Origin of the sequence: Prescottella sp. D32, assembly GCF_037287305.1 — a bacterium.
Classification (GTDB): Bacteria; Actinomycetota; Actinomycetes; order Mycobacteriales; family Mycobacteriaceae; genus Prescottella; species Prescottella equi.
Genome location: NZ_JARBSW010000001.1, coordinates 795,511 through 816,011, shown reverse-complemented (window position 1 = coordinate 816,011; position 20,501 = coordinate 795,511). Strand labels below are relative to the sequence as shown.

Below are 20,501 nucleotides of genomic sequence, written 5' to 3'. Positions count from 1 at the left end.
CTCAGCCCTCCGCACAAACGCCGGCACCGAACTCGGCCAGCGCTGCCCGCACCGCGGCCGCCGCCTCGGGCACGGCACGAGACACCGGCTCCGACAACCCGATCCGCTCGTCGACGTCGCATACCTGGCAGCCGACCACGACGGTGCGCGGCAGCGTGCCACCCAGGGCCGCGAGGCTCGCGAACACCGACGCCGGATCCATCGCGTGGGCGTCGAGTCGCGGCGTCGTGTCCGGATTCTCGCGGTCCACCTCGAAGGCCCGCACCGCGCCGGGGGCGCCCCGATCGGGAACCGCGTCGACCAGCACCAGTCCGTCCCAGCCGTCCAGCAGGTCGTACGCGAGGTGCATGCCGCGAATGCCGTAGTCGACCGCGCGTACCCCGTCCGGCAGCGGGCCGGCCGTCACCGCCCGCAGCGTCTCCGGCCCGAAGCCGTCGTCGCCGAGGAAGATGTTGCCGATGCCCGCGACCAGTACGCGGGGCAGTGGCCCGGCCGTCACGCGGTCACATCCTTCGCATCCGCAGGTACCGCTGCATGTCCGGGATCGAACGGATCGCGATCCACGCGCCGGCCGCGGCCACCGCGGCGAACAGCACGGTCGAGACCATTCCCACTGCCCTCATGACTGACTCTCCTCTCGGTCGTCCGCCCCGCCGGCGACGGCGTCGAGTGGTTCCACCTCGTCGGGGGCGAAGTACAGGTAGCGGCCGTACCACTCGTGCAGCTCGGCCGCCGGGTCGTCGACCAGCACGACGCCGACGTGCGTGCCGCCGTCCACGTCGGCGTGCACGGTGGCGACGCGCGCGACCTGCCCGGCGAAGAACAGGTCCTGCGCGTCCGCCCGCCGCGACGGCTTCAGGCGGACCAGGCTGCCCTTCGCGACCCGCACCCCGCCGACCAGCACCCCGTCGGTCGCGGGGCGGACACTGGTGTCGGCGGCCGGATCCCACCACGGGACGTCGTCGGGCACCTCGGGGACGAGCCCGCCGGGGGTGACGAAGGTCGGGGGCTCGAACGCCCGCGGATCGCGCAGCGCCCCGTGCAGCCGCTGCATCTCGTCGGGCGACATGTTGTCGCAGCGGTCGATGATCTCGGCGGCCCGCGGATCGGTGGCGCGCGCCTGCGCCTTCTCGTCGTCGGTGAGCGTCATGATCCGCAGCGTGAGGATCTCGTCGATCTCGGTGGCGTCGAACAGATCTCCGCCGCTCTCCTCCGCCACCTCGGGGTGGTCGTACAGGATGATCGGGGACGCGAGGATCACGTCGCACGTACCGGGCCGGGACGGGTCCGCTTCGCCCGCGAGCACCGGATGGCACCGGTACTGCCGGCACCCGTCGACCGCGGCCGCGAACTCCGCGGGCGGGTCGACGAGGGAGACGAAACTTGCACCGGAGACCGACACGATCAGGTGCGCTCCGATGAGCGAGTGCCGGATCGCGGTGTCCTTCACCGCGACGTCCGGCCGGTCCAGGTCGGCCAGCGTCGCGGTGTTACGCACCTCGATACCCACCCGGAGTCCGCCGCGGTCGGCCGTCGCCCGGAGGTCCGCCACGGCCCGCACCGGGAAGCGCTGCCGCACCAGCCGTGCCGTCGGCCCCAACTGTTCGACGTCCACACCGCCCGGCACGGCGACGTCGACGGTGGTGCCCGACAACAGTTCCGCGACGGTGACGGCGCCGAGAGGGATCTCGACCTCGACCGCCTCGTCCCAGCTCACCCAGGTGCGGCCGTCGAGGGTGAGTTCGGGGACGGATTCGTAGCCGGCCGGCCCGAGCGATTCGGCGGTGCGTACCTGCAACTGCAGGAAGCGCAGCACCGGTTCGACCACGGCGTCGTCCACGCCGCGGTCGAGCACGCACTCGACGCGCATCGCCGCGTCCTCACCCGCACCGCGGTCCGCGGCACCGACCGGACCGAGCACACCGAACTGCCAGCGTGACTGGTTCTTTCCCGACGTGGACCGGTACGGGTACAGCAGGTAGCCCTCGTACAGCACCGCGTCCGCGACGGTCCGTACCCGCGTCAGGTCGTCGATCCCGGTCACGTCGCCACCTCTCCCGCGCTGTCGAGCAGTTCGGTAACGGCCTCGTCGAGACCGAGCAGTCCCCGGGCCGATTTGAACCGGGCCAGCGCCGCGATGGTGTCGTGGTCGAGGCGCACCCAGCCGCTGGACGGGAAGTTCTGCCGCACGACGTCCCGCCACACCTCGACGGGCATGTCGAACTGCGCCTCCCGGTCCCACGGAATCTGTTCGACGCCGAAACCGTTGGTGCCCTTGGTGAAGATCGTCCCGCTGAACAGAAATCCGAGTGGGACGCTGCCGTCGTCGAGCGCATGCAGGTACTTCGACGCCGCGACCTCGAAGTCGTACGTGCAGGGCATCACCAGTTCGGTGACGCACTCACCGGTGAAGCCGGGCACCACGGCGGTCGTGTGCAGCCACGGGAACGTCGACAGCGTCGACGACCAGCGTTCCCGCGGACCGAACAGGTCGAGCAGTCCGGACTCCTCCCGATCGCTGTACCGGCGCCGTCGCGGTTCGATCCGGATCTGACATCGGAGCGCCAGCGCATGGACGGCGGTGCCGGTGGTTTCGGCGATCCGTAGCCGCGCGAGCAGATTGGGGGACACCGCGAACGGTTCCGCGCCGATCGCCAGCACCGAGAAGTCCAGGGCGGTCACGCCGCACCTCCCGCGCGCATCGGGGTGCTGCGCCGCTGGATCCGCGCGAAGAAGTCGTCCAGTTCGGCGCGCGCGTCCTGGCCCCCGTCGAAGCCACGCCAGCACCGCCGCAACCGGCCCACCAGCTCGTAGCACGCGTCGATCGGCAGCAGATGGCACTCGGCCCCCGCCGGACCGCTCTTCGGGATCCGGATCAGCAGCGCCTCCACGTCGGGGACCGCCGTGGCGAGCACCGGGTTGTCGTCGAGGACCGCGGTCCACGCCTCGATCGCGAGTTCGGACTCGGTGGCGCCGGCCGGTCCCGGATAGAAGGCGACGGTGCGGCCCTGATCGGAGTTGCGGAAGAAGAACGCCAGTCCCACCGGAATCTCGAGCCCGTCCCAGCGTCCCGGCCCCAACGAAAAGTCCGGGAACGACAGGTACCGCTCGGGCACGGCCCGGTATTTCAGGTCCGCGCCCGGTTCGGCGAACAGCAGGTAGCAGGGCCGGCACACGCACAGCAGCTGCCGACTGACCGTGTTGACCACGTGTGGGTGTTCGTCGGCGACGGGCACCGCGCACATCTCGCACCGCTCCGACGTCACCGGGGCCGGCCGTTCGGCGGCGATCCGACGAAGCACCCCCAACGCCGATCCGCTGGGGGTGCGGCGCTCCAACGGCCCGCTCATCCCGTCACCGCCGCGGGCACCGCCACCGACAGGACGCCGTCGCGGGTGAGCACGGGAAGCGGGTCGAGGTGACCGCCCGGATCCTCCACGCCTGTCCCGGCGCGGCGGACGTCGTAGTGGGTACGGCACGTGGGGCACCGGAGCACCGCGTCGTTCACGTGTCCGCCTGCCCGGCGGTGCAGCGACGTGCCGGCCATCGAGTTCCCGCACGCGGGACACCGGTCCCGGTACGCGAACAACTCGTCGCCGATCCGGCACACCAACATCGACAGGCCGCCGACCGTGAACCCTCCCACCTCTCCCGGCGCGAGTTCGGCGAACTCCTCGGCCGCCAACCAGGTGCCGCTTCGTGTCGGTTCCTCGCGTACGTGCGACATCAGGGAATCCACCGTGAACACACCGGCTGTGGGGGCGGTCTCCCGGTCTTCGGTCTCCACCTCGATCGCCGTCGTCTCGGGAGCCGCGGCCTGCACGGCGCCTTCGACTGCCAGCTGCAGTGTCACCGCCGACGACGGGCACCCGTGGCAGCTGCCCAGCAGCCGCAGCCGCACCACGCCGTCGTCGGTCACATCCACCAGTTCGACGTCCCCGCCGTGGGATCCGAGATACGGGCGGACGCTGTCGAGCGCCGTCCGGACGCGGGTCTCGACGTCGTGCGGATGCAGTCCGCCGACCAGCAGCACGCTCGACACCAGTTCGTCCCGCGCGAGTTCGTCCACCAGCCCCGGGGCCCGCGCTGCTATCGTCAGCACCCGCCCGAGCGCCTCACCGTAGAGGTCCACCACCTCGCGGACGAGTTGCTCGGCACGCTCGCGAGCCACCGGACCGCCCGCCGACGTGGCATCCAGCAATGCCTCGATCCGATCGCCGGCCTGTCGCCAACGATCGGATTCGGGCGTCTCGTATCGGGTTTCGTCGTGTACCGACGCCATTCGTCACCTACTCCCCGGTCATCGACTGTGTCGGCGAGTGCAGTTTTTCGAGGGTCTTGCCGTCGCCGAGGTACATGTGGACACCGCAGGGCAGGCACGGGTCGAAGCTGCGCACGGTGCGCATGATGTCGATGCCCTTGAAGTGGTCGCGGTCGTTCTCCTCGTAGATGTTCAGGTTGGTGACGGCGTCCTCGTACGGACCGGGAACACCCTCGGCATCGCGGGGGCTGGCGTTCCACGGCGTCGGTGGATACGGGTGATAGTTCGCGATCTTGCCGTCCCGGATCACCATGTGGTGCGACAGCACCCCGCGGACGGCCTCGGTGAACCCGCAGCCGATGCCCTCGTCGGGCACCTCGAACGTCTCCCACGTCTTGGTCCGCCCGGCGTTGATCTCGACCAGCGCCTTGCGGGCGAAGTGCAGCGCCATCGCCGCCGCGTACGCCTGGAAGTAGGTGCGTGCACGATTGCGTTCGAGGGTGTTGCTCCACTGCGGGATCTTCCACTCGAACCGCGCCGGTCCCTTCAGCGCCGTCTTGGGGAAGTCGATCTCGACGCTGTGCCCGGTCGCCTTCACCTCGTCGGTCTCGACCAGTCCGGCGAGCGCGGTCGACCACATCCGGGCCAGCGCACCGCCACCGGTGTCGAGCGCGAGGTTGTCCTTGCCGTCGAACCAGCGCGGCGACATCACCCAGCTGTACTTGTCCTCGAGATCGCGCTTCTGGGGCTTGGGGTTGGTGTGCTGGTTCCACGGGTGCCGCCGGTCCACCGGGTTGCCCAACGGATCGGTGGTCACGAACATCTCCTGGTCGGACCAATCGTCGTAGTACGACGAACCGAGCATGATCCGGATGCCCAGGTTGATGTCGACCAGGTCGGTGGTCACCAGCTTCCCGTCCACCACCACGCCCGGGGTCACGAACATCTTCCGGCCCCAGTCGGTCATGTCCTTGTACGCGAAGTTGCACACCTCGGGATCCTGGAAGGCACCCCAGCAGCCGAGCAGCGTCCGCCGCTCCCCCACGTGCTCGTATCCCGGCAGCGCCTCGTAGAAGAAGTCGAACAGGTCGTCGTGCATCGGCACGACCTTCTTCATGAACTCGATGTAGCGCATCAGGCGCGTCGTGTAGTCGGTGATCAACTGCACGGTCGCGACGGTGCCGACACCACCCGGATACAGCGTCGACGGGTGGACGTGCCGACCCTCCATGAGACAGAACATCTCTCGGGTGAGCCGACTGATGAGCAACGCCTCGCGGTAGAACTCGCCCGTGAACGGGTTGAGTGCGCGCATGATGTCGGCGACCGTCCGGTACCCGTGTGCGTCCGAATGCGGTGCCGCGGTCTTCTCGGCCATCGCCAGCACGCCGGGATTGGTCTCGGAGACCATCTTCTCGCAGTAGTCGACGGCGACCAGGTTCTCCTGGAAGATGTTGTGGTCGAACATGTACTCGGCGGCCTCGCCGAGGTTCGCGATCCACTCACCGAGGTGTGGCGGCTGTACGCCGTACGCCATGTTCTGCGCGTAGCACGAGCAGGTCGCGTGGTTGTCGCCGCAGATGCCGCAGATCCGGCTGGTGATGAAGTGCGCGTCGCGCGGATCCTTGCCCTTCATGAACAGCGAGTAGCCCCGGAAGATCGACGACGTGCTGTGACACTCGGCCACGGTCTTGTTCTTGAAGTCGACCTTCGTGTAGATCCCGAGGCTGCCGACGATCCGGGTGATCGGATCCCAGGCCATCTCGACGAGCCCCTTGTCGTCGGTTGCCCCCCGTTTCGGCTCGGGCACTGTGGAAGTCATCGAGAAGCCTTCTTTCCCTCGGCGATCACGCGAGTCCGCACTACCAGGTACGCACGGCCCCCGTCCTCAACAGGCGCCCTGGTGTGCGCCAGTGGGGTTCCTTGTCGAGCGTGCGTCCGGTGACGCTGCGCAACGTCCGAATGACCGACCCGTACACCTCGGACACCGAGCTCGACAGGATGCCGCCCGGCGGTTCGTCCATGAACGGCATGAACTTGTCGGGGAAGCCGGGCATGGTGCAACCGATGCAGATGCCGCCGACATTGGGGCAGCCTCCGATACCGTTCATCCAACCCCGCTTGGGCACATTGCATTTGACGACCGGGCCCCAGCAACCGAGTTTCACGATGCATTTCGGGGAGCCGTACTCGGTCGCGAAGTCGCCCTGTTCGTAGTAGCCGGCCCGGTCGCACCCCTGGTGCACGGTCTGACCGAACAACCACTGCGGCCGCAGCATGTCGTCGAGCGGAATCATCGGCGCCTGATTCGTCACCTGATACAGCAGGTAGGTGAGGGTCTCCGACAGGTTGTCCGGCTGGATCGGACAGCCCGGAACACACACGATCGGCAGCCCGGCCTTGGACTTCCAGTCCCAACCCAGATAGTCGGGCACACCCATCGCGCCGGTCGGATTGCCTGCCATCGCGTGGATGCCGCCGTAGGACGAGCAGGTGCCGGCCGTGACGATCGCCGTGGCCTTCGGAGCCAGTCGGTCGAGCCACTCACTCGTCGTGACCGGCTGACCCGTCTCCGGGTTGTTGCCGAACCCGCACCAGTAGCCCTCGTCGTGCAGTTGCTCGTTCGGAATCGAGCCCTCCACAACCAGAACGAACGGTTCGAGTTCTCCCCGGTCGGCCTTCCAGAACCACTCGATGAAGTCGTCGGCGCCGCCCTGCGGCCCGCACTCGAAGTCGATCAGCGGCCAGTGCACCGCGATCTTCGGCAGTCCTGGCAGCGCCCCGAAGACGATCTCCTCCACGCTGGGCTGGCTGGCGGCAGTGAGTGCCACCGAATCTCCGTCGCAGCTGAGTCCCGCATTGATCCACAGGACGTGGATGACGCCCTCGTCGGTTTCGGCGTCCGGCGATGTGCCGGACTTCTCGACTGCTCTCGTGGGTGTCGACATAACGGCCACTCCCCGGGGCGCACCGCCCCTGCGTCACCGGAGTCGACCCTCGGCCCACTTGCGTGACGCCCACCACAATTAAGGCGCGACAGCGGTCGGTCTGTCAACGCCGGATGATCATTCCTTCCGCCTATCCGAAAGCCACGCGTACCACCGCTCCAGCCCCTCACCGCTGGTCGCGGACAGATTGATCACGCGCACATCGGGATTCACCGAGCGCGCATTCTTCTCGCAGGCGTCTGGATCGAAATCGACATAAGGGAGCAGGTCGATCTTGTTGACGATCACGAGATCGGCCACTGCGAAGATGTGCGGGTACTTCAGCGGCTTGTCGTCGCCCTCCGTGACGGATATGAGGACAACCTTGCCTTGCTCACCGAGGTCGAACAGCGCGGGGCACACGAGGTTTCCGACGTTCTCCACGAAAACGAGCGAATCTTCCGCGGGGCCGAGCGCGCCGAGAGCGTCCCGCACCATCTCGGAGTCGAGATGACACCCCGAACCCGTATTGACCTGTACCACTGGACATCCCGTCGACTGGATCCGATCGGCGTCGAGCAGGGTCTCCTGGTCGCCCTCGATCACCGAGACCGGTACGGAAGGCCGGAGCTCGCGAACCGTACGCTCGAGCAACGTCGTCTTGCCCGATCCCGGCGAACTCATGATGTTGATCGCCGCGATCCGCCGGTCCGTCAGCCAGGCCCGGTTGTCCTCCGCGAGGCGGTCGTTCTTGGCGAGGATCTTCTGTTCCAGCGTCAGGGTCTCGGTCGGTGCGTGCCCGTGATCGTCGGGATGCGCGTGCACGTGCTCATGACCGTGACCGTGCTCATGACCGTGGCCGTGGCCGTGCTCGTGTTCGTGTTCGTGGAGCACGGTGCCCGCCGGTGCGCTGATCCGCGTACCTGCCGGTTCGTCGAGTTTGCCGCATCCGCACGTCGCACACATGTTCAACTCACTTCCATCGACATGATCCGCAGTTCACGACCCGAGAGGACCTCGACGTCGGCACTCCCGCACGGACACAACAAGATCAAGTCCTGCAGGGGGAAATCGGTGTCGCAGCTCCGGCAGTGCGCCAGACCGGGCGGCTCCTCGATGTCGAGCCGAGCGCCCTGCGCGACCGTACCCTCGGTGACCAGTTCGAAGCAGAACTGCATCGCATCCGGCACCACCGCGCACAGCCGGCCCACCTGCAGCCGGATGCTGTGCACGGTTCGGCCGTCGGCGCGCTCGCACACCGCGTCGACGACGCTCTGGGTGATCGCCATCTCGTGCATTGCAGAGTCCGTCCGAGTGGAGGCTGTGCGAATTCACGATAGGACGCCCGCGCGCCGACGTCAGCAGATTCGGGAAGGCATCCGCCCACGGAGCCTGGGCGGCGGAGTCAGCCTCCGCTGCCCGCCGGACGTGCTGTGGTCAGCCGGCTGGGTGCGGTCAGCGCCGCGACGCCCATGTCGATCAGATTGTTCATGAACTCGTTGTTGTCCAGCGAGTGGTCGACCCCGTCCTGGATGTCCTCGGCCCGGCTTGCCATCGCCCCCACGGCCATGTCGATCCAGACTCCGAGGCGCTCGGCGCGTAGCGCATCGGGGAGGTGGACCAGGCGCGCCTGAAGCTGCGAGTAAGCCCACTGAAGATCGTCGGTGCTGTCCGGGTTGAGCGAATGATGCGTGCGCATCTCGCTGCGGCGCCGCATGTGCACCAGGATTCGCAGATAGTTGCGCCCACTTTCGGTGTCCAACTGGAACCCGAGCGGCCACACCGCGACGACGAGGAGCTCCTCGATCGAAGGCTCCTTCCCACCGAGTTCCTCGACCAGCACTCGGCGTCGCGAGTCGATTGCGTCGCGATGCCGACGCACGACGGCCTGCAGCAGGGCCTCACGAGAGCCGAAGTGATAATGCAGTGCCGAATTGTTCGATTGCCCTGCTGCACGATTGATCTCGCGAAGATTCGCGTCCTCGATACCGAGAGAAGCGAACACGTGCTCAGCAGCATCCACCAGCCGTTCCCGAGTTGCACTGCCGTCGCGTCCCATGAGCGCATCCTATGTTCGGCTCGCCACGGGCCGGAACGGCGTCTCCGGTTCCAGGGGTTGACAATCCACGCCCCTCCCCGCAAATTAATCCCATCGGATTAGTTGAGACGAGCGAGGAGGGTTGGATGGCAATCGAGATATCGGCGCTGACAACTGCGATAGGTGCGGAAATCCGAGGGGTGGACCTGCGGACGTGTCACGAAGCGACCTTCGCGGACGTTCGGGACGCACTGCACGAGTACCAGGTGGTCTTCGTGCGCGGCGCCCATCTGGACGCCGACGATCATCTCGCGGTGGCCAGACGTTTCGGCGTGCCGAGCATCTTCCCGATCGCCAGGTTGCAGGGCGCCACGGAACCGAGCCTGCAGGTGATCTCGGATGGACCGGACAGTCCGCCGACCGCCGAGATGTGGCACACGGATGTCACCTGGATCTCGACGCCACCGCGATACGCGCTCCTGTGCGGCGAGGTGATTCCCGACGCCGGCGGCGATACATTGTGGGCCTCGATGACCGCCGCTCACGACGCCCTCTCCCCGACGATGCAGAACATGCTCGCGGGTCTCGAGGTGGAGCACACCACCGACAGTTTCGTCGAGTCGATCCTCGAGCGCGGCCACGACAGCCCACAGGCGCAGGCCCTCGCCGATCGCCTCCGGGCGACGTACCCGCGGACCGTGGTGCATCCACTGATACGTACCCATCCCGAGAACGGCCGACGGATTCTGTTCATCGGCGGTCCGTCGATGAACCGCATCAAGGGCATGCGACGCGACGAGAGCGACGCCCTCCTCGGCTTCCTGCGGAACTACGTGACCGACGAGCGTTTCCAGTGCCGATGGCGTTGGAGTCCAGGCGATCTGGCGATCTGGGACGAACGCTCGACCATGCACCGGGCCGCCGCCGATCACTTCCCCAGGTACCGCACGGTCCGAAGGATCGAGATCGACGGCGACCGGCCCTACTTCGATCACTCGAACCGGTCCGACCGGGCAAGTTCGAAAGCGTCCTGACCGATGGGGAGAAGAATGACGATTCGATCCAAGCGGCCGTGGGCCGTGCTCGCGCTGGTCCTCAGTGCAACACTGCTGGCCGGCTGCGCCCCCGATGCGGGCGCGGGCGGAGGGTCGACGACCGCGGCGGACACGTTCGAGCCTGGACTTCGCGGCGACCAGGGCGACGGCGGCGCGCCTGTCGCCGGCGGAACCCTGTCGTTCGCGAGTTACGCGCCCGTGTCGAGTCTCGACCCGGTCCGCACCCAGCCCTCCGGCGCGACGGGTGGCACCGAGATGGCGGCGATCTACGACCTTCTCGTCCGCTACGACGCGGCTACCGGACGCTACGAACCGCAACTGGCCCGATCACTCGAACCGAACGCCGACGGCACGAGCTGGACCCTGACACTGCGGGACGGTCTCACCTTCAGCGACGGCACCCCCGTGAATGCTGCCGCCGTCATCGCCAGCATCGACCGCTACAACGCGAAACGCGGCGCCAACAACGAGATCTGGTCCCGAAACGTGGCGGCGGTGGAGTCGCCGAACCCGTCGACCGTGGTCTTCACACTCGCCCAGGCCTGGTCGGAGTTCCCGGCGCTCCTGGCATTCGGACACGGCATGATCGTGGCGCCGACCGCCGACCGCGGTGATCAGTTCGTTCCGATCGGAGCCGGCCCGTTCGAGGTGGAGAAGTTTGCGGCACAGGACGAACTCGTGCTCACGCCTCGCTCCGACTACTGGGGTGGAGCTCCGCACCTGAGCAAACTGAAATTCGTCAGCGTCCAGGGCGAGCAGCCGAAGCTCGACACCCTGGCATCCGGCGGAATCCAGATGGCCTACCTGCGCAACGCCGAGACGGTACTCGCCGCCAAGGACCGGTTTCCCGGGTATGCCGACTTCATCAGCATGGCGATGATCGGGCAGATCAACCACCGGCCAGGGCATCCGGGCGCCGACGTTCGAGTCCGCCAGGCGATGGCCTACGCGATCGATCCCGCGACGATCGACCAACGAGCCCGCGGCGGACAGGGCATGCCGGGCGCCGAACTCTTCCAATCCTGGTCGAGGTGGCACAACGACGTGGCGCCGCTTCCGCCGGATCAGGCCAAGGCCCGGGAACTTCTGGAAGCCGCCAAGGCCGACGGGTACGACGGCGTCGTCCGCTATGTGGGTGTCCAGGACCCGAACGGCGAAGCCACGGGTCTCGCGGTGCAATCCATGCTGCAAGCCGTCGGCTTCGACGTGCAACTGAACTTCGTGCACAGCCCTACGGACATGGTGAAGCGACTGTACGTGGACCATGACTACGACGTCGCGCTCGGCGGGACCGGATTGCTCGACGCCGCGCCCTTCCTGCGTCTGTACTCGACGCTGTACAGCACCTCGACCAACAATTCGGCAGGCGTCCGAAGCCCTGCCGTCGACGCGTCGCTGGATGCTGTCATGGCCGCGGATTCGGACGACGCCAAGCGTGCAGCGCTCGCGAACGTTCAGCAGGTCTTCAACGACGAGGTCCCGATCCTGGTGTGGGGCGCCGGCGCCAATTTCGTCCCCTGGCAGGACAATGTCTTCGGAGTGAAACCGAGCCTCGACAGCATCATGCTGCTCGACAAGGTGTGGATCGCCCCGTGAAGGCCGGAGCACGGCGCCGGTCGAACGTGATCAGCCGGCGTCGTGCTCGTGGAAGTGTGTCGCCCCGATCGTGTGGAGCAGTTCGTGCACGGTGTCGTCGACCAGGCGATAGCGGACCGTGCGGCCCGACCGCTGCGCTTCCACCCAGCCCTGCTGGCGCAGCAGGCGCAACGCGTGCGAGACCGCGGTGCCGGTCATGCCGAGCGCGGCCGCGAGATCGGTGACGCAGATCCCCGGCGCGTGGTGCAGACACAGCAGCAACCGCAACCGGTTCGGGTCGGACAGCAACTCGAAGCGCCCCGTCCACCCGGCGATGTCCGGCGTCACGAGCGCCTGCGCGGCGCGGCGGACGTGGTCCGGATCGATGGCGGATGTGTCGGGCACGGCCTCAGTGTAGGTCGGCGTGCCCGACACGGGACCTAACGTAGAGATGTGGTCATGCAACAGGCAGTCAATCCGGTCGACGGCGTCGGCATCGCGTATCGGGTGATCGGCGACGGCCCACCCCTGGTCCTCGCGCACGGCACGGCGCTGTCGAGCGCGATCTGGCGGGCGTTCGGGTATGTCGGGTCGCTCCGCGACGAATTCCAGCTGATCCTGCCCGACATGCGCGGACACGGCCGCAGCGACAAACCACACGAGGCGTCGTCGTACGCGATGGACCTCGTCGTCGGCGACATCCTCGCGGTGCTCGACGACCTCGGGCACGATCGGGCGCACTACCTGGGCTACTCGTTCGGCGGTCGCGTGGGGCTCTCGCTCGCGACCGCCGCACCCGGGCGGCTGCGCACGCTCACCGTGGGCGGCGGCAGCAGCCGGCCCCAGGCCGGCTCGTTCGACAAGCTCTTCTTCCCCGGATGTATCGACGTGCTCGATCACGAGGGCATGACGGCGTTCCTCGACAAGTGGAATGCGCACCGTCCGTGGCCGCTGGATCCGGCGACGCGGGCGGCGTTCGACGCCAATGACACCCGCGCCCTCGTCGCGTACCTGCGCCGCTCGGAGGAGGAACCGGGCGTACCCGACACGTCGTTGCAGGCGCTGGACGTTCCGACGCTGCTGTTCGTCGGGTCCGAGGACCGCCCCCGGCTGTCGGATACCAAGCGGCTCGCGGAGTTGATCCCCGGGTCCCGGCTCGCCGTGATCCCCGGTTTCGACCACGCCACCACCGTCGCGGCCTCACCCGAGGTGCTGGCGGTGGTGAGACCGTTCCTGTCCGAGAACGACTGAGGGGCCCTTCCCGATCCGGTAGGGCCCCTCGGCCTTCGTGACCTCAGCGGCTGAACGCACCCTCGAGCCGGTTACGCGAACCCGGGTGGATCAACCTGGCGGCACTCACCAGTCCGTGTTCGGACCAGGTCCGGCGACGGATGAGCAGGCACGGCTCGCCGCGGTCGATCTGCAGCAGGCGGCACTCCTCAGGGCTGGCGAGGACGGCTTCGACGACGTGCTCGCCGCGCACGAGCGGTGCCACGCGGCTGAGGTAGTCGTTGGGCGTGATCGTGGTGAAGTCCTGGTCGAGGTAGTCGGGCGCCTCGGCCGGGTTCACCAGGCGATCCTCCACCTGGATCGGCTTGTCGTCCTCGTAGTGCACGAGAACGGAGTGGAAGACTCTGGCCCCGACGGCATCCCGGAGGAACGCCTGCGAGTGGTCGGTCTCCTCCTCGCGGACGAAGATCACCTCGGTACGGTGCCGATGGCCCCGCTCCTGGATCTCGTCCGCGATGTTCTTCACCTCGAACAGCGGCGACGGAGTCTTGGTGCTGGCGACGAAGGTGCCGATCCCCATCATCCGAATGATCAGGCCTTCGCCCGTCAGCTCCCGCAGTGCCCGGTTGATCGTCATACGGGACAGGCCGAGTGCGGCCACGAACTGGTTCTCGGACGGCAGCTGATCGCCTTCCGCCCAACGGCCCGAACGGATCTGCTCCGCGACCAGCTTCTTGACCCGCTCGTAGGCAGGCACGGACTCGCCACCGGCCTCGCCGAAGAGCGCGGCCAGTTCCGCGTCGACGTCAACCACTGCCATCCGCTGCCCCTGCATCTAGTGAAGTCCCACCGATTCGGCCCTCGACTCGGCCCACGAAGTCTACCGACCGGTGCGCTGCCGAAACGGCATGCCTGGTCATCGGCTCATCGACACGGGCGCCTCGTCGGCCGGGTCGATCCGGTACGTCCTGGCCCGCTCGAGCACCGCCTCGGCCGCCCGCAGACGCGGAAGGTAACTGCCGTCGATGCTTCCGCTGCGGTGCTCGAGAAGTTCCCTGGCGCCGCGCACCTGCGCCGGGCTCGGCGCGAACTCGGTGTTGATCGTGCGCACGTGGTCCGGCTTCACACACAGCATGCCGCCCAACCCGGTCGTGAGGGAGCGGCGGCAGTAGTCGCGCAGCCCGCTCACGTCGGGGGCGAGGGAGGGACCGTCGATCGGCGCGGGGAGCCCGGCGGATCGACTGGCCAGCACGAGGTGCGCCCGAGCCCCCATCACCGTCGCCGAATCGTCGGTGGCCGCGGTGTCGTGTCGAAAGTCGCCGCTACCGAACGCCAAGCGCGTCAACGAGTTCGACCGCGCGATCGACACCGCCTCGAGAACTCCGGTCGCCGACTCGATCAGGGCGATCAGACCGCCGCCGAAGTCCCCCAGCGCAGCCGCGGTCGCGTCGACCTGGGCGGCCGACTCCGCCTTGGCGAGCACGACCCCGAGGATCCCCGGGCACCGAGCCGCGAACTCGAGGTCGACGCTCCAGTCCGCGGTGGTGGCCGCGTTCACCCGGATCCACGCCCGCCCGCCCCGGCTCGCCCACGCGTGGACCTCGTCGCGGGCACGCGCCCGGTCCTCGGGCGCGACCCCGTCCTCGAGATCGAGGACGACGGCGTCGGGGCCGCACCGACGGATCGTGTCGTCGAGGTCGTGCGTGCGGGTGCCGGGCACCAACAGCCACGAACGGGCGTCACGCGGCGCGACCGCCACGGCAGGCTCACCGGTGTTGCGGGAGTTGACGATAGTGATGACTTTTCCTCTCGTGGAAGGTAGGAACGGCCCGGAGTTGCGGGGATCAGCCGACCATGCGGCGCAACTGCCGGGACGCGACGGACAGTGCCGCCAGGTCCCGCTGACCGGACGCGGAGATCTCGGCGAGCGAATTTCGGGCCCGGCGCAGGCGGGACGCGTTGCGCTCCTCCCAGTCCGCGATCATCCGGTCGGTGTCGTCGCCGGGAGTCGCGTGCGCGAGGACGTCCAGCGTCAGTGCCCGCGCGCTGTCGTACAGCTCGTCGCGCAACGCCAGCCGGGCGAGGGCATCCCAGCGGCTCGTCTTGCCGAGCGCCGAGACCCCGTTGAGCAGGGGAACCAGGCCGACGCGTTCACACAACCGGAAGTACAGCTCCCCGGCCACGGTCAGGTCGCATTCCGCGAGGTCCGCGATCTCGACGACGTCGAGCAGTCCGAACCGGTCGAGGGCCAGCTCCACCTCCCGAACCAGGTCCTCGGGCGCGCCCCGCTCCGCGATCGCGCGCGTGCGGTCCCGGAGGTTGGTGCGGTCGGCACCCACCAGCCACTCCTCGAGATGCGCCGACGCGTCCTCGATCGGCCCGCGGAACCGTGCGACCTCCGCTCCCACCGCGAGGGGCTGCGGCCGCCGGTGCAGCATCCAGCGCGACGCCCGGTCGAGCAGCCGCCGGGTGACGAGGACCAGCTCGTCGGCGACCTCGCTCGGCACGTCGGCAGCCGCGATCCGCGACCACAGCGCGGGGAGCCCGAACACGTCGCTGACCACGCTGAACGCCCGGACCGCGTCGTCCGCGGTGGCGCCCACCTCCTCGGCGAGCCGGAACACGTAGGAGATGCCGCCGCGATCGACGACGTCGTTGGTCAGTGCCGTCGCGACGATCTCGCGCCGCAGCGGGTGCCGGTCGACGGCCGCCTCGTGGTCCCGGCGCAGCGGCGTCGGGAAGTACCCGCGCAGGACCGGCAGGAACACGTCGTGGTCGACCAGGTCACCGGCCAGCAGCGCGCCTTTCAGATCGAGCTTGACGTGCGCCATCAGCGTCGCCAGTTCGGGCGCCGACAGGCCCGCGCCGACCGCCCGCAGCGTGCCGATCGCCTTGGCGTCGGGCAGCACGTCGAGGGCACGGTCGACGGCGCCCGCCGCCTCCAGCGCCGAGATCAGCCGGCCGTGCACCCCGATCATCTCGGACGCATCGGCGAGCGCGGTGCCCATCAGCTCGTTCTGGGAGACGTTGTCCGCCAACACCAGCGCGGCCACCTCGTCGGTCATCTCGGCCAGCAGCCGCGGCCGCGCCTCCGGCGTCAGACCGCCCGCACCCACGAGGTCGTCGAGCAGGATCTTGATGTTCACCTCGTGATCGGAGCAGTCCACCCCGGCCGAGTTGTCGAGTGCGTCGGTGCCCACGCGTCCGCCCGTGCGGGCGAACTCGATCCGCGCGGCCTGCGTCAGACCGAGGTTGCCGCCCTCACCGATCACGCGGGCCCGCACGTCGCACCCGTCCACGCGCACAGCATCGTTCGCCTTGTCGCCGGCGTCGGCATGCGATTCGGTCGACGCCTTGACGTAGGTGCCGATGCCACCGTTCCACAGCAGGTCCACCGGGGCGCGCAGGATCGCGCGGATCAGCTCGGGTGGCGTCAGCTCCGTGACGTCGTCGGCGAGTCCGAGCACGCGCCGCGCCTGCTCACTGATCGGGACGGACTTCGTCGTCCGGTCCCACACGCCGCCGCCCGTGCTGACGAGGGACCGGTCGTAGTCGGCCCACGACGAGCGCGGCAGTGCGAACAGTCGCTCCCGCTCCGCGTACGACGTCGCGGGGTCCGGATCCGGGTCCAGGAAGACGTGCCGGTGGTCGAACGCCGCGACGAGGCGAATGTGCTTACTGCACAACATCCCGTTGCCGAACACGTCACCGCTCATGTCCCCGATGCCGGCGACCGTGACGTCCTCGTTCTGGCAGTCGACACCCAGTTCGCGGAACCGGCGCTTGACGCTCTCCCACGCACCACGAGCGGTGATGCCCATCGCCTTGTGGTCGTAGCCGACCGATCCACCGGACGCGAAGGCGTCACCGAGCCAGAAGTCGTACTCGGCGGCGACCTCGTTGGCGATGTCGGAGAACGACGCGGTGCCCTTGTCCGCCGCCACCACCAGGTACGTGTCGTCCCCGTCGTGGCGGACGACTCCCGACGCCGGCACCACGGCTCCGGTCCTGCGATCGATGTTGTCCGTCAGGTCCAGCAGACTGCGAATGAACATGCGGTATCCGGCGATTCCCGCTTCGCGGAGGGCCGCGCGGTCGGCGTCGGCGTCGCCGGTGGGCACCGGGGGCCGGCGCAGCACGAAGCCGCCCTTGGCGCCGACCGGCACGATCACGGCGTTCTTGACCGCCTGCGCCTTGACCAGGCCGAGCACCTCGGTGCGGAAGTCCTCACGCCGATCCGACCAGCGCAGACCGCCGCGTGCCACCGACCCGAAACGCATGTGCACGCCTGCCACGACCGGAGAGTAGACGAAGATCTCGTGCCGGGGCCGGGGCTCGGGCAGCTCCCCGATGTTCCGTGAATCGAGCTTCAGCGCCAGCGTTTCCCGCGCCGGGGCGGCGAAGTGGTTGGTGCGCACGGTGTTGCGGACCACGCCCAGCAGCGCCCGGAAGATCCGGTCCTCGTCGAGTCCCAGCACCGCCTCGATCAGCGTCGACGCTGCGGCGACGGATTCCGCGCCGCGGCCGTCGGAGGATGCAGACGGATCGGAGCGGGGATCGAACCGCGCGGAGAAGCACTCGACCAGTGCGGCCGCGATCTCCGGATGCCGGCACAGCGCGTCGGCCACATAGGCACTGCTGTAGGGGAATCCGGCCTGCCGCAGGAACTCCGCGTACGCGCGCAGCACGGTGACCTCCCGCCAGTGCAGACCCGCGCGCGCCACCAGTTCGTTCAGGCGGTCCGCCTCGGCCACGCCCTGCCACAACGCCTGGACGGCGCCCCCGAAGCGCTCGGCGAACTCGTCGAACCCGTCTTCCGGCGCGATCGTGTACCGAACGGTGAATTCGTAGATCCAGCACGGCATTCCGTCAGGAGAGGCGAGCGCGTAGGGTCGCTCGTCGAGCACCTCGACGCCCAGGCTCTGCAGCAGCGGCATGAGATCCCCGAGCGACGCGGGACGCCCGCCGACGTACAGCGACAGGCGGTGGGTACCGCGCGCGGTCGCGTCGGGAACGATCCGAACGTCGACCGCACCGTCGGACAGTTGACCGAGGATGGCGAGGTCGACGCGCGCGCGGTCGGGACGGATGTCCTGCTTGTAACCGGCGGGCAGGTCCGCGACGAACGCGGCGAGGCGCTCGCGCGCGGCAGGGTCGGCGCCGGCGAGCAGGCGCTCGTCCCAGCTGCGGAAGATTCGGGCGAGAGCATCGTCGATCTCGCTGGGGTTCGGGGTCGGATCGGGGTGGGTGGAGACGCTGTTCATCTGGGAACCTTCCGCCGGGTGCCACGCTGCACCCGGCTGGTCGTCGTGTCCGTTCATCGGGGTCGTACATCTCGCGACATCAGGGGCGGGACTTCCGGGTGCCCCTTGACATCAGCTTGTATAGACAGGAATATACAAGTCATAGTTGCAGAACGTGAGCCAGCGCACAACAGCTAGACCCACCCGGATTCGGGCGACAACGGCGTCGCACCGGAACCACTCGACACCCCCGCGCCCTCACCGCCCGATTAGCTAGGAGTTACCCGATGGACATCACCTCACCCGGCCACGAGGCCCGCCCGGTCAGCGCCCCCCGCGGCTCCGAGCTGAACACCCTCGGGTGGCAGCAGGAGGGCGCACTGCGCATGCTCATGAACAACCTCGATCCCGAGGTTGCCGAGCACCCCGACAACCTGGTCGTCTACGGCGGCACCGGCCGCGCCGCCCGCAGCTGGGCCGCGTTCGACGCGATGGTCGCCACCCTGAAGACCCTGAAGAACGACGAGACCATGCTGGTGCAGTCCGGCAAGCCGGTCGGCGTCTTCCGCACCAACGAGTGGGCGCCGCGCGTGCTGCTCGCCAACTCCAACCTGGTCGGCGACTGGGCCAACTGGGAGCAGTTCCGCAAGCTCGAGGCCGAGGGCCTGATGATGTACGGCCAGATGACGGCCGGTTCCTGGATCTACATCGGCACCCAGGGCATCCTGCAGGGCACGTACGAGACCTTCGGCGCGATCGCCCGCAAGCGCTTCGACGGCACCCTGGCCGGCACCATCACCCTCACCGCCGGCATGGGCGGCATGGGCGGTGCGCAGCCGCTGGCCGTCACCATGAACGACGGTGTCGCGATCTGCGTCGACTGCGACGTCACCCGCATCGACCGCCGCATCGCGCACAAGTACCTCGACACCAAGGCCGACAGCATCGAGCACGCGCTGCAGCTGGCCACCGAGGCCCGTGACGCCCGCAAGCCGCTGTCGATCGGCCTCGTCGGCAACGCCGCGGAGATCTTCCCGGCACTGCTGGCCATGGACGCCCCCATCGACATCGTCACCGACCAGACGTCGGCACACGACCCGCTGTCGTACCTGCCGCTCGGCGTCGACTTCGCCGACATGAAGGCGCTCGCCGCCAAGGACCCGGAGCACTTCACCGAGGAGTCCCGCAAGTCGATGGCCGCGCACGTCGAGGCGATGGTCGGCTTCATGGACAAGGGCGCCGAGGTCTTCGACTACGGCAACTCCATCCGCGACGAGGCCCGCAAGGCCGGCTACGACCGCGCCTTCGAGTTCCCCGGCTTCGTCCCGGCGTACATCCGCCCGCTCTTCGAGGAGGGCCTCGGCCCGTTCCGCTGGGCCGCGCTGTCCGGCGACCCCAAGGACATCGCCGCGACCGACAAGGCGATCCTCGAGCTCTTCCCCGAGAACGAGCACCTCAAGCGGTGGATCGAGATGGCCGGCGAGAAGGTTGCCTTCGAGGGCCTGCCCGCCCGCATCTGCTGGCTCGGCTACGGCGAGCGCCACAAGGCCGGCCTGAAGTTCAACGAGATGGTCGCCAGCGGCGAGCTGTCCGCGCCGATCGCCATCGGCCGTGACCACCTCGACTCCGGCTCCGTCGCCTCGCCGTACCGCGAGACCGAGGCCATGAAGGACGGCTCGGACGCGATCGCCGACTGGCCGCTGCTCAACGCCCTCGTCAACACCGCGTCGGGCGCCTCCTGGGTGTCGATCCACCACGGCGGCGGCGTCGGCATGGGCCGCTCGATCCACGCCGGCCAGGTGTGCATCGCCGACGGCTCCGAGCTGGCCGCGAAGAAGATCGAGGCCGTGCTCACCAACGACCCGGGCATGGGCGTCATCCGGCACGTGGACGCGGGCTACGAGCACGCGATCGACACCGCGCGCGAGCGTGGCGTGCGTATCCCGATGAGCGAGAACAACTGACCGGGAACGAGTGATCTCGACCCACTGATCCACCCACCGGTACGGACTCACGACGACCAGCGTGAGCCCGTACCGGTGGCGCTGACGTCGGCTCGGTGACGAGCGAACGACGTCGACCCCCGACGAGCGGCAACGCGCAGGACGATCCCCCCTGCGCGTTGCCGCTCGTCGTCGTTTCCGGGGTCGGAGGGACGGGACCTACTGCCTC

Annotated in this window: 19 protein-coding genes; 4 read left to right on the top strand and 15 right to left on the bottom strand. The window is 68.5% G+C overall.

The genetic code is table 11. The features are described 5' to 3' along the window. Window position 1: 1 nt before the first annotated feature. The 11 genes from PSS76_RS03705 to PSS76_RS03660 form a co-directional block, all read right to left on the bottom strand. Window positions 2-499, bottom strand: coding sequence for a hydrogenase maturation protease (locus PSS76_RS03705; RefSeq protein WP_084847678.1), 498 nt, complete (start codon window positions 497-499; stop codon window positions 2-4). Between the two features lie 4 nt (window positions 500-503). Continuing rightward, the gene (locus PSS76_RS23900; protein WP_013417282.1) at window positions 504-623 is read right to left on the bottom strand and encodes a DUF6893 family small protein; all 120 of its coding nucleotides are present in this window, start codon (window positions 621-623) and stop codon (window positions 504-506) included. Next, entirely contained in the window at window positions 620-2,044 is a 1,425-nt protein-coding gene (locus PSS76_RS03700; protein WP_069855540.1) for a hypothetical protein, read from the bottom strand. Before PSS76_RS03700 ends, PSS76_RS23900 begins: the two co-directional genes overlap by 4 nt. Next, window positions 2,041-2,682 carry a DUF6084 family protein gene (locus PSS76_RS03695; protein WP_069855539.1) on the bottom strand — a complete coding sequence of 214 codons (642 nt, stop codon included), beginning with the start codon at window positions 2,680-2,682 and terminating at the stop codon, window positions 2,041-2,043. The genes PSS76_RS03700 and PSS76_RS03695 overlap by 4 nt, the downstream gene beginning before the upstream one ends. Next, window positions 2,679-3,350: a DUF5947 family protein gene (locus PSS76_RS03690; RefSeq protein WP_069855538.1), complete on the bottom strand. Its 672-nt coding sequence runs from the start codon at window positions 3,348-3,350 to the stop codon at window positions 2,679-2,681. Before PSS76_RS03690 ends, PSS76_RS03695 begins: the two co-directional genes overlap by 4 nt. Further along, window positions 3,347-4,282 carry a NifU family protein gene (locus PSS76_RS03685; protein ID WP_064076226.1) on the bottom strand — a complete coding sequence of 312 codons (936 nt, stop codon included), beginning with the start codon at window positions 4,280-4,282 and terminating at the stop codon, window positions 3,347-3,349. Before PSS76_RS03685 ends, PSS76_RS03690 begins: the two co-directional genes overlap by 4 nt. Before the next feature lie 7 nt (window positions 4,283-4,289). Then, window positions 4,290-6,083 carry a nickel-dependent hydrogenase large subunit gene (locus PSS76_RS03680; protein ID WP_069855536.1) on the bottom strand — a complete coding sequence of 598 codons (1,794 nt, stop codon included), beginning with the start codon at window positions 6,081-6,083 and terminating at the stop codon, window positions 4,290-4,292. Between the two features lie 40 nt (window positions 6,084-6,123). Next, window positions 6,124-7,209 carry an NADH-quinone oxidoreductase subunit B family protein gene (locus PSS76_RS03675; RefSeq protein ID WP_064078407.1) on the bottom strand — a complete coding sequence of 362 codons (1,086 nt, stop codon included), beginning with the start codon at window positions 7,207-7,209 and terminating at the stop codon, window positions 6,124-6,126. Between the two features lie 117 nt (window positions 7,210-7,326). Further along, window positions 7,327-8,154 (bottom strand): hydrogenase nickel incorporation protein HypB, encoded by an 828-nt coding sequence (gene hypB / locus PSS76_RS03670; protein ID WP_084968539.1) that lies wholly within the window; start codon window positions 8,152-8,154, stop codon window positions 7,327-7,329. A gap of 2 nt (window positions 8,155-8,156) precedes the next feature. After that, complete coding sequence (locus PSS76_RS03665; RefSeq protein WP_005517438.1) at window positions 8,157-8,486, bottom strand: hydrogenase maturation nickel metallochaperone HypA/HybF; 330 nt, start codon at window positions 8,484-8,486, stop codon at window positions 8,157-8,159. A gap of 107 nt (window positions 8,487-8,593) precedes the next feature. Further along, a complete protein-coding gene (locus tag PSS76_RS03660; protein WP_041674451.1) occupies window positions 8,594-9,247 on the bottom strand; it encodes a TetR/AcrR family transcriptional regulator in 654 nt (217 codons plus the stop codon). 125 nt (window positions 9,248-9,372) lie between these two features. On the opposite strand from PSS76_RS03660, the gene PSS76_RS03655 reads away from it, so the two are divergent. Further along, window positions 9,373-10,260 (top strand): TauD/TfdA dioxygenase family protein, encoded by an 888-nt coding sequence (locus tag PSS76_RS03655; protein WP_084968540.1) that lies wholly within the window; start codon window positions 9,373-9,375, stop codon window positions 10,258-10,260. Window positions 10,261-10,275: 15 nt separating this feature from the next. Then, window positions 10,276-11,877 (top strand): ABC transporter substrate-binding protein, encoded by a 1,602-nt coding sequence (locus PSS76_RS03650; RefSeq protein ID WP_084968541.1) that lies wholly within the window; start codon window positions 10,276-10,278, stop codon window positions 11,875-11,877. A 30-nt stretch (window positions 11,878-11,907) separates the two neighbouring features. On the opposite strand, the gene PSS76_RS03645 is transcribed toward PSS76_RS03650, so the two are convergent. After that, the gene (locus PSS76_RS03645) at window positions 11,908-12,261 is read right to left on the bottom strand and encodes an ArsR/SmtB family transcription factor (RefSeq protein ID WP_013417292.1); all 354 of its coding nucleotides are present in this window, start codon (window positions 12,259-12,261) and stop codon (window positions 11,908-11,910) included. 54 nt (window positions 12,262-12,315) lie between these two features. Here PSS76_RS03645 and PSS76_RS03640 point away from each other — a divergent pair, with 54 nt between their 5' ends. Beyond that, on the top strand, window positions 12,316-13,107 hold the full coding sequence (locus tag PSS76_RS03640) for an alpha/beta fold hydrolase (protein WP_064076389.1): 792 nt from the start codon (window positions 12,316-12,318) through the stop codon (window positions 13,105-13,107). Window positions 13,108-13,150: 43 nt separating this feature from the next. Here the strand turns inward: PSS76_RS03640 and hutC are convergent, their stop codons facing one another. From hutC to PSS76_RS03625, 3 genes are all read right to left on the bottom strand, one after another. Beyond that, a complete protein-coding gene (hutC, locus tag PSS76_RS03635; RefSeq protein ID WP_013417294.1) occupies window positions 13,151-13,906 on the bottom strand; it encodes a histidine utilization transcriptional repressor HutC in 756 nt (251 codons plus the stop codon). A gap of 96 nt (window positions 13,907-14,002) precedes the next feature. Next, window positions 14,003-14,845 carry an HpcH/HpaI aldolase/citrate lyase family protein gene (locus PSS76_RS03630; protein ID WP_084968542.1) on the bottom strand — a complete coding sequence of 281 codons (843 nt, stop codon included), beginning with the start codon at window positions 14,843-14,845 and terminating at the stop codon, window positions 14,003-14,005. An 85-nt stretch (window positions 14,846-14,930) separates the two neighbouring features. Continuing rightward, window positions 14,931-18,350 (bottom strand): NAD-glutamate dehydrogenase domain-containing protein, encoded by a 3,420-nt coding sequence (locus PSS76_RS03625; protein ID WP_084968567.1) that lies wholly within the window; start codon window positions 18,348-18,350, stop codon window positions 14,931-14,933. Between the two features lie 266 nt (window positions 18,351-18,616). Here PSS76_RS03625 and hutU point away from each other — a divergent pair, with 266 nt between their 5' ends. Continuing rightward, a complete protein-coding gene (gene hutU / locus PSS76_RS03620; RefSeq protein WP_022598093.1) occupies window positions 18,617-20,293 on the top strand; it encodes a urocanate hydratase in 1,677 nt (558 codons plus the stop codon). The last annotated feature ends 208 nt before the right edge of the window (window positions 20,294-20,501 follow it).

Excerpts from the sequence above, each read along its gene's own strand:
- PSS76_RS03685 (WP_064076226.1), bottom strand. The coding sequence starts at position 4,282 with ATGGCGTCGGTACACGACGAAACCCGATACGAGACGCCCGAATCCGAT.
- PSS76_RS03625 (WP_084968567.1), bottom strand. The coding sequence starts at position 18,350 with ATGAACAGCGTCTCCACCCACCCCGATCCGACCCCGAACCCCAGCGAG.
- PSS76_RS03660 (WP_041674451.1), bottom strand. The coding sequence starts at position 9,247 with ATGGGACGCGACGGCAGTGCAACTCGGGAACGGCTGGTGGATGCTGCT.
- PSS76_RS03690 (WP_069855538.1), bottom strand. The coding sequence starts at position 3,350 with ATGAGCGGGCCGTTGGAGCGCCGCACCCCCAGCGGATCGGCGTTGGGG.
- PSS76_RS03650 (WP_084968541.1), top strand. The coding sequence starts at position 10,276 with ATGACGATTCGATCCAAGCGGCCGTGGGCCGTGCTCGCGCTGGTCCTC.
- hutC (WP_013417294.1), bottom strand. The coding sequence starts at position 13,906 with ATGGCAGTGGTTGACGTCGACGCGGAACTGGCCGCGCTCTTCGGCGAG.
- PSS76_RS03640 (WP_064076389.1), top strand. The coding sequence starts at position 12,316 with ATGCAACAGGCAGTCAATCCGGTCGACGGCGTCGGCATCGCGTATCGG.
- PSS76_RS03680 (WP_069855536.1), bottom strand. The coding sequence starts at position 6,083 with ATGACTTCCACAGTGCCCGAGCCGAAACGGGGGGCAACCGACGACAAG.
- PSS76_RS03665 (WP_005517438.1), bottom strand. The coding sequence starts at position 8,486 with ATGCACGAGATGGCGATCACCCAGAGCGTCGTCGACGCGGTGTGCGAG.
- hypB (WP_084968539.1), bottom strand. The coding sequence starts at position 8,154 with ATGTGTGCGACGTGCGGATGCGGCAAACTCGACGAACCGGCAGGTACG.
- PSS76_RS03655 (WP_084968540.1), top strand. The coding sequence starts at position 9,373 with ATGGCAATCGAGATATCGGCGCTGACAACTGCGATAGGTGCGGAAATC.
- hutU (WP_022598093.1), top strand. The coding sequence starts at position 18,617 with ATGGACATCACCTCACCCGGCCACGAGGCCCGCCCGGTCAGCGCCCCC.
- PSS76_RS23900 (WP_013417282.1), bottom strand. The coding sequence starts at position 623 with ATGAGGGCAGTGGGAATGGTCTCGACCGTGCTGTTCGCCGCGGTGGCC.
- PSS76_RS03675 (WP_064078407.1), bottom strand. The coding sequence starts at position 7,209 with ATGTCGACACCCACGAGAGCAGTCGAGAAGTCCGGCACATCGCCGGAC.